Source organism: Paenibacillus sp. JMULE4 (assembly GCF_013337105.1).
In the GTDB taxonomy this organism is placed as follows: Bacteria; Bacillota; Bacilli; order Paenibacillales; family NBRC-103111; genus Paenibacillus_G; species Paenibacillus_G naphthalenovorans.
On the sequence record NZ_SGWF01000012.1, the window covers coordinates 303328 to 316408 of the forward strand.

The 13081-nt window shown below is 50.0% G+C and carries 12 protein-coding genes; 1 reads left to right on the forward strand and 11 read right to left on the reverse strand.

Features of this window, described 5'->3' with window-relative positions:
• Positions 1-20: 20 nt before the first annotated feature.
• The 6 genes from EXW96_RS11085 to EXW96_RS11110 all read right to left on the reverse strand — a co-directional run bounded on the left by EXW96_RS11085 (position 21) and on the right by EXW96_RS11110 (position 7300).
• Positions 21-1976: an ATP-dependent DNA helicase gene (locus EXW96_RS11085; RefSeq protein WP_174350556.1), complete on the reverse strand. Its 1956-nt coding sequence runs from the start codon at positions 1974-1976 to the stop codon at positions 21-23.
• Between the two features lie 146 nt (positions 1977-2122).
• On the reverse strand, positions 2123-4510 hold the full coding sequence (locus EXW96_RS11090; RefSeq protein ID WP_174350557.1) for a YcdB/YcdC domain-containing protein: 2388 nt from the start codon (positions 4508-4510) through the stop codon (positions 2123-2125).
• A 276-nt stretch (positions 4511-4786) separates the two neighbouring features.
• Positions 4787-4972: a hypothetical protein gene (locus tag EXW96_RS11095; RefSeq protein ID WP_054817590.1), complete on the reverse strand. Its 186-nt coding sequence runs from the start codon at positions 4970-4972 to the stop codon at positions 4787-4789.
• 74 nt (positions 4973-5046) lie between these two features.
• Positions 5047-5841: a TatD family hydrolase gene (locus tag EXW96_RS11100; RefSeq protein ID WP_174350558.1), complete on the reverse strand. Its 795-nt coding sequence runs from the start codon at positions 5839-5841 to the stop codon at positions 5047-5049.
• A 107-nt stretch (positions 5842-5948) separates the two neighbouring features.
• A complete protein-coding gene (locus EXW96_RS11105; RefSeq protein WP_054817589.1) occupies positions 5949-6179 on the reverse strand; it encodes a cold-shock protein in 231 nt (76 codons plus the stop codon).
• A gap of 131 nt (positions 6180-6310) precedes the next feature.
• Positions 6311-7300: a Gfo/Idh/MocA family protein gene (locus EXW96_RS11110; RefSeq protein WP_174350559.1), complete on the reverse strand. Its 990-nt coding sequence runs from the start codon at positions 7298-7300 to the stop codon at positions 6311-6313.
• A 244-nt stretch (positions 7301-7544) separates the two neighbouring features.
• Here EXW96_RS11110 and EXW96_RS11115 point away from each other — a divergent pair, with 244 nt between their 5' ends.
• On the forward strand, positions 7545-8327 hold the full coding sequence (locus EXW96_RS11115) for an IclR family transcriptional regulator (protein ID WP_074728041.1): 783 nt from the start codon (positions 7545-7547) through the stop codon (positions 8325-8327).
• Between the two features lie 80 nt (positions 8328-8407).
• Here the strand turns inward: EXW96_RS11115 and EXW96_RS11120 are convergent, their stop codons facing one another.
• From EXW96_RS11120 to EXW96_RS11140, 5 genes are all read right to left on the reverse strand, one after another.
• Complete coding sequence (locus EXW96_RS11120) at positions 8408-9118, reverse strand: ABC transporter ATP-binding protein (RefSeq protein WP_074728043.1); 711 nt, start codon at positions 9116-9118, stop codon at positions 8408-8410.
• Positions 9105-9866, reverse strand: coding sequence for an ABC transporter ATP-binding protein (locus EXW96_RS11125; RefSeq protein WP_074728045.1), 762 nt, complete (start codon positions 9864-9866; stop codon positions 9105-9107). The genes EXW96_RS11120 and EXW96_RS11125 overlap by 14 nt, the downstream gene beginning before the upstream one ends.
• Positions 9847-10848, reverse strand: coding sequence for a branched-chain amino acid ABC transporter permease (locus EXW96_RS11130; RefSeq protein WP_062406377.1), 1002 nt, complete (start codon positions 10846-10848; stop codon positions 9847-9849). Before EXW96_RS11130 ends, EXW96_RS11125 begins: the two co-directional genes overlap by 20 nt.
• A complete protein-coding gene (locus EXW96_RS11135) occupies positions 10845-11714 on the reverse strand; it encodes a branched-chain amino acid ABC transporter permease (RefSeq protein ID WP_174350560.1) in 870 nt (289 codons plus the stop codon). The genes EXW96_RS11130 and EXW96_RS11135 overlap by 4 nt, the downstream gene beginning before the upstream one ends.
• Before the next feature lie 80 nt (positions 11715-11794).
• Positions 11795-13033, reverse strand: a complete 1239-nt coding sequence (locus tag EXW96_RS11140; protein WP_062406373.1) for an ABC transporter substrate-binding protein — start codon at positions 13031-13033, stop codon at positions 11795-11797.
• Positions 13034-13081 lie beyond the last annotated feature (48 nt).

Sequence of the window (13081 nt, forward strand, 5' to 3'; positions counted from 1 at the left end):
CAAAGTTTACCAACTGTCCCCTAAGCTAGCGAATTTTTGAGAGAAACCCCCGGCGGCAGCACAGCTTCAACGCGGGCCCGCAGCATGGGCTGCCTGTGCAGCTCTGCACATAGAATGGCCACGATCCCCCGATCCTCACGGGAGCGAATCAATCGTCCCATCCCTTGCCGGAGCCTCAGCAGCATATAAGGCAGATCGACCTCTTCAAAAGGAGACTCCGCCGCGCTGCGTTTGGCCATAAAGACCGGATCTTGAGGCGGAAAAGGCAGCGACCATATGATGACATTGGACAAGGACGGCCCCGGTACGTCGAGTCCCTCCCACAAGCTGACGGCGCATAGAACACTCGTTTCGTCATGCTGAAAAGAAGCGATAAGATGGCTGATTTCCTGATCGCCTTCAAACAAGAAGCGCATTTTCCCGAAGAGTTCGGGATACGACGCAATCTCCCGTTTAAACCGCTGCAGTTCGGCTTTCGCCGGAAACAACAGCAGCGCTCTTCCTTCCGTTCGTTCGAGCAGCGAGACAGCGGCCTCCATTTTCTCCGAAAATGTCCCGCCGGCAGACCAAAGAGGCGCGATCGCTTCCATTTGCCGTTCGTATTCATATGGAGAGTCAACGGAAAAGGACAAATATTGCTCGATCCCGAGACTTTCCGCTACATAACGGAAGGAGCCCTCCACGGATAATGTGGCCGATGAAAAAACGATAGGCATGCTCGAGCCAAACACCCGCTCCCGAAGCACTTCCTTGACGGTTCTCGGCATGATCACCAAAGCCGCTCCGCTCCCGCTTTCCGTCAACCAGCATACCAATGACTCCGATCGCTGGAAAAGACTCAATGCTTTCTGCATCATTTCAAGATGCTCTTCGACAATGCGGAGCTGATATTCATTCAAGGTGTGAAGACCGCTTTCAAACACGAGCTCTTCTTCAATCGCTGCAAGCACCGTCCGGAACCGGTGTATTTCCTGAAGCAGCCGATCGTCGAGCAGAAGCTCCTTCCGGTCCGAACCGGGAATCTCTCTGCTCCGGCGCCTTAACCAGTCAAACATCGTCTCGCTTTGCGCAATCGCCTCGTCAATGAGCACAGCCAATGATTCGCGTATTTCCCCCTGCAGCAGCCGGGTAATCAGTTCTTCAAACACGTCATGCTTTAATTTATAGGTCAGCGCCTTCTGCGCGGCAGATTCCAGCAAATGCCCTTCATCAAATACGACCGCACAGTGATCCGGCAGCAGCGGCAGCTGCCCTTCCCGCTTCCTGCTCTCATACGTCCACACATGCTCCATGTAAAAATCGTGCGAACAAATGATCAAATCGGCAGATCGGCGGTAATGCTCGCGGGAGAGCGTTTGCCCGCAGCGGTGCCTTTTGTCGCATACGAAGCAATCCTGGAAAGCATCCCAATTGATCTTGCTCCATTGCTCGTCATTCAAATTCGGATATTGCTTCCGGTCGCCGTAAGCATAAAACGATTGCAGGGTTTCATGAGAATGAACAAACCCGGGCAGCTCTTCGTATAATTGCTCGAACATTTCCGCATCCTCGTCCCTGAATCTCGCTTTGTCCAGCTTGACCAGACAAAGATACTGGTCCGCAGACTTCCCCAGCCTGGCGTCAACGGCCAGGCTCAGGTGCTTCGCCAGCTTTACGATATCCCCTTCCGGCTTGACCAGTTGTTCAATTAAAGACTCGTCCGCACAGGCGATCACAGCCGGCTTTCGCATATAACGGGCGTAACAAATCGCATATAACAAATAAACAAGCGTTTTCCCCGTCCCCACTCCCGCCTCCGCAAAAATGGTTTGTTTCTCGGCAAACGCCCGTTCCAATTGGAAAGCCATATAAATCTGTTCATCGCGGACTTCGAAACCTGCTTCCGGCAGAATATCGTAAAAGACATCAGCTATCCATTCGCCGGCCTGCCGGATGAACGGTTGAGAATGATCATAAGTAAAAGGGTAACGCTCCACTATGATTTTGCCTCCATGATAATCAAAATCGAGAAGACTTTTCTTCCATATGACAACCCCATATTATCACACGGTCCCGGCAGATATGCAACAAAAAAACAGTCCAAACCTCCTATAAAAAAGGTTTGGACTGCCGGATCAGGACATTACATGGCTATCTTCTGGTCCAGTTTGCCCTGTAAATGAACAAGTCTCATCAGAGCGGTTGCCGCTTGGGCTTTGGTCACTTCTCCCTGCGGATTGAACTTCCGGACGGAACCATCGAGCACACCCAGCTGAGTGATCAGCCAGACGGCGCCTTTCTCGGCAATGAGTTCCGAATCCTCGAAATTCAACTGCGGATTCTGCTGCAGTTGTTCCGCAAGCTTATTGTACTTGATCATTTGAGTCAGCAGAACCGCCAGCTTTTCCTTCGTTAGAGCTTCCTCCGGACGAAGCTGCGGCGTTTTCTTCGGATCAAGCCACTTCAACTGAACAAAAAGCTGGGCGGCTGCATAGTAAGGACTCTGCTCGTCGATATCTTCGAACGCCGGCTTGGCATTTCTGTCATAATAGGAATTCGCATAATGCGGATGTACCGCCTGAGACACCATAAGAAGCCAATCGCCTAACGTGATCGTCTTATCAGGATGCAATTGGCCGCTTGAATCTGCGGATAAGATGTTGTGCCGGATCATCGTCTCCAAATCTTTCTGTGCCCAATGCCCCGCAATATCGACAGGCATTTCCACCGGGCTTTCAACGGTGCTCACAGGATTGACGAAGGTAGCCCGCCACCGGCCGTTCGCCGCATCGATCACATAACCGTTTTTCGCACTGTCTTTGTACGTTTGTTGATAGACCAGCTTGATATCGGGCTCCACGTATTGACTGTCCGTATAAAAACCGCCAAAGTTTTTGTACTGCAATTCCTGTGATATGCCCTCCAAAAAGATGGCTTCAGCCTGAGCTTTCGTTATATTCGCTGCAAGGGAAGCCGTACCCGCTTCCAATTGATCTGAACGCGTGCTCTGATAGCTCTTCAATTGGCCCTGGGCATCCAATATAATGCTCACGGAATCCCCTCCGACAGGGATCCCCTTATAGAATCGCTGGAATCGGAATCCAAAGGTTTGTTCATCTCCCGCCGGTGCGGCATACGGATCGGAGGACAGCCATTTTAATTCTTCCGACGCATTCGGATACAACTCGTTAATCAGAGCCAAAGCCTTCTTTTCGGCTTCAGCCTGAGAGATTGCAGCCGTTGTCTTCTCCGTATCCGGCTTTGGATTGGTCCATGGGGGAGCCATACGATCCACGCGGAACTCCAGAATTTGTCCGGTTCGCGCATCCACCACGGCGTTTGTTTGACCGCTATAAGGATAAGGACCGGCAGGCGCCGCTTCCATCCAGGTAATATTCCAAACCTTCTTATTCACGTCCGACCAATATGTATTAAGGCTCTGCGTGGATCTCGTGCGATTGCCCGGAATGGACGCTACTCGCTCGACAAGCTCCGCCGCCTGCTCACCTGTCAATAATTGGTTTTCGCCTTTGCCCGTTGTCACGGTAAACAGTTTATCCGTCTTTTGAATGTCTTTATATTGAACCTTTTCAGGCTGAACGACTGCACCCGTGAAGTTAATGTATTCACCGGTTTGTGCATCGATACTTAAGTCGGCATAAAAAGGCTGCACCCAACCGAGAAACCAGCTCTTGCCCTTGAAATTCGGCTGATTCACCGGGACATACTGCAGGGTTAAATCCCTTAGGGGCACGAACTTCTTGGCGGCCTCTTCCGGGGTGATGGCGGGCTCAGGAGATGGATAATCGGCAGTAACCACGTTCCGGTAATAGCCTGTGACCTCTCCGTTGCCGTTGATCGTTACTGAAATATGTCCCCCGGGATGGGCCAATCCATGAACTAAAGTGGTAAAAGAAAATTCATACTGCACCGGACCGAAAAGCGCCTGATTGGTGTATGGAGACTGGTCCACGGGCTTCAGGCTGTCAAGCGATAAGGTCGGTGAAGCTTTCTGAATAAATGCTTTGGCCAGCCCCAGCGCCTCTTCTTTGGAAACCTTCGGCGGATAGTACGCTTCATTGCCCTCATCCGTCGGGAAATGCAGATGGGTTTGCAGAAGATCGCCGGTGATCGAGTCGACTTTACTGTCGAAGCCGTAGCTGCTGTTGCCGAATGTAATCTGCCAGCCGATGGTCCAAACGTTCTGATATTGGGGAGGATACGAGTGGGAATCTCCAAGCTCCACACGTACCGGCTGCGCATCCTGCAATTTCGGAAAAAGTTTTCTCACGATGGCGACCGCTTCATCCTTCGTAATCTTGGCCTCCGCTTTCACCTGTTTTGCTTCCTTGGCAGCAGAAGGTGCAGTTCCGGAGGAAGCATTAAAACCGCTGACGGAAGCTGCAGCCGCCAAACTGGTGCCCGTACTGATCTCGTTCGCATGAGCCGTTAACGGAAGAAGACTTAAGCTGAGCGCGGACAGCATCACCAGCTTGCCTTTGAATCTCCCGCGATGGGGCCGTCGATTCATCCCTATCACACTCCGTATTTGTTATTTTTTCAATGGCTTTCTGAAATCTATTTACGCAATCCGTTCCAAAAAGTTCCGAAGTTGCATGATTTTATATTAAGTCTATGTCATGCTTCATGTTGATTCGGGAGAATACATTGAGCCTGCCTTGTTCCAGACAAAATAGCAATCTAAAAGAAACCGTATAATTGGTTAGGAGATATAATAGCAATAAAAAAAATCCCTTAACATAGGCAGCTGTTAAAGGATTGAATAAACGGAGTTTTTGCTTTGTAATTATTTTCCTAAAAGCGATAAAACGCCGCGAACGACCAATGTTCCTCCAAAAACGATGACGGCCAGAGAGCCGACTACGTCGAGGATTGTATTTAAACCGGACAGTGCTGTGATTTCTTCTACCGGCACTTTAATCAGTGCATATCCACCTATCAACCCGCCTACATAGGTCAGAAATTTATCCATATATCCCACCTCCTATGTTTTATAGAAATATCATATGATCAGGAGATTTATATGGTTCTAGACCTGTGTATCGATTACAACGGCAGATTGTAAAAGCGCCGTGTATTTTCGAATAACACCATCGCTGCTTCTTGTTCCGGCATTCCCTTCAGCATAGATATTTGCCTAATGGATTCACGAATCATACGCGGATGGGTCGTTTGACCCTCGAATACGCCTCGAAAAGGCCACGGACCGTCCGTTTCCACCATCAGAAGTTCGAGCGGGTACGCACGAACCACCGCTTGAATCTCCGGCTTGTATACCACATCAGGCGTTACCGAAACGTAATAGCCTCTCTTCATCATCCTTGCCATTGTCTTCCCGCTTCCCTTGAACCAGTGGAAATGAGCTTTCTCTGCTCCTTGCTTCTCTAGCAAATCGCATACCCTTTCCGCATCCTCATATACGGCATGCAGCACCACCGGTTTATCCAGCCGGACAGCCAACTGAACAAAGCGTTCCAACAGAAGCAAATAGGGCTCATCATTGAAATGCTCGCCTCTGTTCTCCGCCGCTTTACGCATGTAATAGGGAAGTCCGATCTCGCCGATCGCCATCATTTCATCCCGGTGCCGATCCATCCATTCGAATAAATTTTCCATATCTTCTTCGGCAGGCGGCGCCTGCTCCGGATGATAGCCGAATGCGGGAAAAACAGCATGCGGGAGCTGACGCTTCAACCGGAGATTGCGCAGGCACGATTCCGCATTCATCGAAACCGTCAGCAGCCCTTGAATCCGATATAAATCACAGGATTGAAGCAGTTTCTCCAGCACCGCCGGTTCATATAAATCCAAATGCACGTGAGCATCAATGATAGGATACATGGTTCATCCAACTCCAATATGGGAGAGTTCTTACAAGCATCCTGCTGCTTGTACGGTTTTAGGTATCTGAAATAAACGCAATCCGGGAAGAAAACTGCTGCCAGAGGCTATGAAATCCGTATGCCTTTCTTGAGCGATTTCAGATCGCCATTCGAATTTACAAGGAGAGGCAGCATCTTCATGCTGCTAGTCATGGGGGAGAGGCACTTCCAGCAAGTTGGCACATACTCGAAAGCAAAGTTGTCCCGTATCCATCCATTACAGCCTTCCGTCTCGCAAGACCAAATCCTTGTGTATTCCTCAGGGATTTCCTCTAATGACTTTTTGCGAAAATTCATCGTTTTCCTTCTCCTTTGGTCCAAAAAAGAAAAGCTGCTCTCAACACTTGTTAAGAGCAGCTTGCTTTTGGATTCGTTTATCACAGCTTTATTACATCTTATCACAGCCTGCACCGAATGGCAAGTTCGGATTATTTTTCCTGATCCGCCGGGAATTGAAGTCCGATTTGTTGTCTGGCCTCGTCCATAATTTCCAAAGTGGTCATGGAATGGGCATGAGAATTCGTCGCCGATTCCGTTCTCCCGGCTTTCAACAAGTCGATAAATTCTTTGACCTCATAATACATCGATTGGCTTCTTTGGGGCCGCGTCAGCTCTTCAACCTTGCCGTCTCTATAGCGGATTTCCACTTTTTCCGGCTGGTTGATTTTATCGATGATCATGGTGCCGTATTCTCCTTGAATTTCGGACGGCAGGCAAGAGCTTGAAATTTTGGAGTGCATGATGACCGCCTCCATCTCCTTGTACTTCATCAGTATGCTTCCTTCCCCGTCCACCCCGGACCCGAGCAGGATGCCGGAGGCCTTGATCTGTTCCGGCTTCCCGAACAGCACCGCCATAGGATAGATGCAATACACGCCTAAATCCATCAAAGAACCATTAGAAAAAACAGGATTGAACGCATTCAAAACGGTTCCCTGCTTATAGGCGTCATAGCGCGAGGAATATTGACAATAGCCGGCAAAATAACGGCGTACCGGACCTATTTTATGCAAGTGCTCCCGGATGGCCTGAAAATTCGGAAGCAGCGTTGACTTTAAGGCTTCCATGAGCAGGACATGATTCTCTTTCGCCGCCGCTATCATGTTACGCAATTCTTGGGTATTGGAGGCTATCGGCTTTTCGCACAATACATGCTTGCCGTGACTCATGCAGAGAATCGCTTGCTGCGCATGAAATGAATTCGGGCTGGCAATATAAACCGCATCGAACACATCGCTTTGCGCCATCTTCCCCAAGTCCGTAAATAGGTGAGGAATATCATGCTTGGCCGCAAATTCCTTGGCCTTCTCTTCCGTACGGGAATACACAGCCGTCAAGGCGAAGTCTTCGATTTCCCGGGCCGCCTTGATGAGCTCCTCCGTGATCCAGTTGGTTCCGATAACAGCAAAACGTATCATATGGACTTCCTTTCCGATATTTATTATGTCATCTTGGGATAGCGCCTGACAGGCTTCCCGGCGATCCCCATTTCATTCTATATCTCTTGCCGGGCTGCGTCCACTTCGGCCGCGAAGCGTTAAGATACCAGCCATTTTACCGATTGCGGTTGTACGGAGTCTATGATACATTTGTTCTATATACAAGATTAGTGTTCTTTTATATGCAACAATATGCGACAGCGCTAAAGGGAGAGACTGCTCCATGGACCATTCGAACCATAACGATTATGTACTTTCGTCCGTTAAAAACGCCCTTCGTATTTTAAACAGCTTTTCCTTGGATGAGCCGGAGAAAAAAGTAACCGATTTGGCCAAATCGCTGGGGTTAGGAAAAAGCACGGTCAGCCGACTGCTGAGTACGCTCGCAAGCGAGGGATTCGTCACCAAGGATCATGAAACGCAAAAATATCGGCTGGGGTTGTCGATTTTGAATTTGAACACGATCGTCACCAGCAATCTGGAAGTTGAAAGGGAATCCTTGCCGGTACTGCAAAAACTCGTGGACGACATTCAGGAAACGTGCCATATTGCGGTATTGGACGGCACGGATGTCATCTATATTAAGAAGGTTGAGTGTAAACATCCCATCCAAATCCTGACCCATATCGGCAGAAGGAATCCCGCTTACTGCACAAGCTCGGGAAGGGTGCTGCTCGCCTATCAGGACGAGCAGGTCGTCCGGCGTATTCTTGGGGGTGAGCTGAAAGCCTACACGACAAAAACGAATACCGATCCCGAAACGATCCTCAACCTCATCAAAAAAGCCAGAGAGCAAGGATACACCGTATCGGTTGAAGAGTTGAGAGAAGGGGTCACATCGATTTCAGCACCCATCCGGGACTATACAAACCAGGTGGTCAATACATTGACCGTCATCGGCCCTACCCATCGCATGAATCCCGCCAACCTGAAGGGATACATCCACAAAATCATTAGCGCCGCCAACGAAATCTCCGTCAGGCTGGGCTATAGAAAGCGGCATTAAACGTTGTTGCGTTAAAGACCTCTGTCAGCTAAAAGCCGCAGCGAAACAAAGGAGACTGCCGAAGCCGTCTCCTCGCTCGCTTACACTCCCAAATATTGATGCTGAATGTCCTCGTTTGCCAACAGCTCCTCCGGCGTACCCTTCCACACGATTTGCCCTTTGTTCATCACCAAGACTTCATCGGCCGCATCGCATGCCAAATAAAAATTTTGTTCTACCAACAGAATGGATAGGCCGGTTTCCTTCAATTTTTTAATGATATCCCCCACCTGTTCAATCATGACGGGAGCTAATCCTTCCGACGGCTCATCCATCAGGATAAACTGCGGATTGGTCATTAATGCTCTTCCGATCGCCAGCATTTGCTGCTGCCCGCCTGATAGTTGGGTACCCATGTTGTGTTCGCGCTCCCTGAGAACCGGGAACAATGCATACACGCTCTCCAAATCCCAGCTCTTATGCCCCTTATCCTTCTGCCGGCTGTCTTTGGCGGGCACCGTCAAATTCTCCCGGATGGTCAACGAAGGGAAAATGCGCCTTCCCTGGGGCACCAATCCGATGCCAAGGCGCGCGATTTTGTAAGACGGCAGCCCGGAAACCGGTTTGCCCCTATACGTAATGGTTCCCTTGCGCGGGGGCGTCAAGCCGGCGATGGAATGAATCGTGGTCGTTTTGCCCGCTCCATTCCGGCCGAGAAGAGCCACGCACTTCCCTTGGGGCACTTCAAAGGAGAGGCCCTGCAAAATATGACTGTTTCCGTAATACGTATGAACTTCGTCAAGCTTCAGCATGCTGCAGCTTACCTCCCCCGAAGTAAATATCCCTGACCCGCTCGTCGCCGCGAATTTCCTCCGGAGCGCCGCTTAAAAACACTTCACCGTGGTGCAAAACGGTGATGCGGTCGGCAATCGAAAACACCACTTCCATATCATGCTCAATGACCAGCAGGGTAATGGAACGCGGCATGCTCTGAATGAGCTTGGTGGTTTGAACCGTCTCCGCGGGAGACATGCCCGATGTCGGCTCGTCGAGGAGCAGAATTTGCGGTTTGCAGGCCAGGGCGAGCAGCACTTCCAGCAGCCTTTGTTCGCCGTAAGAAAGCTCATTGACGATGCGGCCGCGGCGTTCCCAAAGATTCCACTGCTTCAGCAGTTCTTCGGCTTCTGTTAACAATTCATTATATTGGTAGTAGGGCTTAAAAAAGTTAAACCGGTACGGCTTGCATGCGATGATGGCCAGATGCACGTTTTCTTCAACGGTCAAGCTGCCGAACAGATTATTTTTTTGAAAGGTTCTGGACATCCCGACACGGACAGCCGTAAAGGCGGGAAGGCCGCTGATTTGTCTGCCGTTCACCTCAACGCTTCCTTCATCGATCGGCAAAGTCCCGGTAATACAATTAAAAAGCGTCGTTTTTCCGGCTCCGTTTGGTCCGATCAGGACATGACGCTCACCGGCCTGCACTTCCAGAGATACATCCTTCAACACCTGCAATCCTTTAAACGATTTGTACAGACGTTCAACCTTTAGCAGACTCAAAGCCGTTCTCCTCCTTTGGAAGCACAGGGTTATCCCGTTTGGTACTCCGTTTGGGTCTGATTTTGCTCCATACCAAATCTGCGATGTGAATGACCCCTCCCCGTCCATAAAGCACGATGGCGACAAAAATCAAGCCCATCACGATCGGCCAACGGTCCGTATAGGAGCTGATATAATTTTGCAGAATGACGAAAAAGCCCGCGCCGACAGCCGGCCCGATCAAGGTTCCGACGCCGCCTACGATAACCATGATCAGCGCTTGGCCGGAGTAACCCCAATGCAGCAGATCGGGCGAAACGTATTCATTAAAGTAGGCATAAAGTCCGCCCGCAAAGCCGGCCATCATGCCGGACAAGGAATACACGATCAGCTTGTAATGCCGCGTATTGTATCCGAGCGCCGTCATGCGCAATTCGTTTTCCTTTATCCCTTTAATGCCTTTTCCTAACGGTGATGAGATCAATGCGCGGAGCAAAAAATAACTCACAAGAAATGCCACAGCGGCTGCATAGTAAAATCCCAGTCGGCTGTGAATTTCGCCTGAACCTAGGTTGAAGCTCGCCGCAACCGCCTTACCGTCAACCCCCCCGGTCAAATTCTCCATTTTATACGCAATGGCGTACAGCATCTGCCCGAACGCCAACGTAATCATTAAAAAATATGCTCCCGACGAACGGATAAACAGCAATCCGGAAACGAAAGCGGCGAACCCCGATAAAACAATAGCCGCAAGGAGCAGCACATAAGTATTGTCCAAGTGTTCGCCAATCAATGTCACCGCATAAGCGCCTACTCCAAAAAAAGCGGCGTGCCCCAGCGATACAAGCCCCGCAAAGCCGATAATCAGCCCGAGGCTCATGACAAAAATGGCCATAATCAGCACTTCGCTTGTCAATTTCAGGCCATACGACGAAAGAACAAGGGGCAGCAGCAGGGTAAAAACGACAAGGGCGGCGCTAAGCGATAAGGTGCTTTTTTTCAAGCATGAGCCCCCCTTCCAAACAGGCCGTTAGGCTTCAGCAATAAAACAATGATCATAATGGCAAAAACCATGGCCATCGTAAACGAAGGGAACCAGACACGTCCCAACGTATCGACGACGCCGATTAAAATCGCCCCTATAAAGGCCCCTTTCCATGTTCCGAGACCGCCAACCACGACAATGACGAGGGATGAAATCAAGATTTCCGAATCGATGCCCACATACATCCCCATGATCGGCCCGCCCAATACACCACTTAAACCAGCCAGCGCGGCTCCCACCGCGAATATGGAGGTAAATACGATTTTAATATGAATGCCAAGCGCGGACAGCATTTCCCGGTCATCCACTCCGGCCCGTATGATGGCGCCGATGCGCGTTTTATTTTCCATATACCACAGCAGAACCGCAAGAAGACAGCCGACGAAGATAACAAAAATCCGGTACGCCGGGAACGTGATCACCCCCAAGTTCATTGAAGCATCCAGCGCAGCCGGAACAGGCAGTGTCAAAGGGCTCGTTCCCCAGATCCACTTCACCAGATCGGCAAATATAAAGGCAAGCCCGAACGTCAGCAGTACCTGCTCAAGCTCCTTGCCGTACACCCGTTCGAGCAGAAATTTCTCCATCAGGATGCCAAGGATGGCAACAATGATTATCGATATGAGCAAGGAAGGCCAAAATCCCATGTTCTGCTTGACAAAAGTATAGGCGATATATACTCCCGCCAAGTAAAAAGCACCGTGTGCCAAATTGACGATATGCATTAATCCGAAGATAATGGATAGCCCCGCGGCGATCATAAACAAAAGCATGCCGTAGGCCAAACCATTCAAAATATGCATGAGCAGTGTTGTACCAGCCATGGTATCCTCCTCTTTCCTTCAAGGCCATAGACGCATTGGATAATAAAACGGGGGGACAAGCCCCCCTTGGATATGGCTTGTTAATTCGTCTTAGCCGGCGGCGTTTCCGGTATTTTGAGCCCTTTTGCGGCTATTCCCATGATTTCCTGCGCAATCTTTCCGTCTTTCCATACGTTTTTCGCCAAATACATATCCAAAGCCAGATTGTGCGTTTTCGGATCCATTGCCAGTTCGCCGCGCGGGCTGCTGAAAGTGATATCCTTCAACACCTTGATTAAATCCTCGGACTTCGTACTGCCCGCCTTCTCTATGGCTTTGCTGATGACCTGCGCCGTATCGTATCCTTGAACATTAAAGTAGTTCGGTGTTTTGTTGTATTTCTTCGTAAACTCTTCGACAAACTTATGGTTGGTCGGATTATCCAGTGAAGCGGTATACATCGTGGCCCCGATAATTCCTTCAGCGGCTTTTCCGGCCGGGTCGGTCACTAACGGGTCCAAAAACTCCTGGGTTCCGGTTAATGGAATCTTGCCTTTTACGCCGAATTGCTCGTATTGCTGCACGAAGCGGATGGCGTCGGTTCCGGCCAGGAAAGGGAAGACAAGATCGGGCTTCGTGTTTAAAATATCCGTCAGGTAAGTGGCGTAATCATTCGTCCCCAGCTTTGGCCAGGCTTCCTTGACAATTTCGCCGCCCGCTTGAATGAAGGCCGCCTTAAAGGCCTCTATCGTTTCGTGGCCGGCCGGATAGTCAGGTGCAAGGACGTAGGCCCTTTTCCCGATATTTTTATAAATATATTCGGCTCCCGGCGTACCGTCCTGCCAGTTGGATATGGAGACGCGGTAAATATAATCGCTTTTCTTGTCCCACGAAATATCGTTGGCAGCCGCATTGGCATCAATCAAAACCACTTTGTCCTTCTCGATCACATCGCGCAGTGCGTAAACAACGGCGGAGGAAATAGGGCCCGCAAGGATATCGACTTTCTCGCTTTCGACCAGCTGCCGGTATTTGCGGAGGGCGACTTGAGGACTGGCTTCGTCATCCTCGTATTTGATGGTTACAGGACGGTTGCCGATTTTATTGCCGTTCAGCTCAAAATACAGCTCCATTCCTTGTTTAATACTTTCAGACAATGGAGCAAAATTTCCGGAAAAGGACAGAATAGCCCCTATCTTTACAGGCTGATCCCCGCCGCCGGAGGATGATGAGCTGCCGGCGGGACCGGTACTGTTATTGCTGCCGCAAGCGGCAAGAAACATCAGCATCACGGCCAGCATGATCGCAACGATTTTATGTTTTTTTATTTTCAATCCCATTGCATGTGCCCCCCTCAATTCAAAATGAAAGACCGCATGATAAAACCC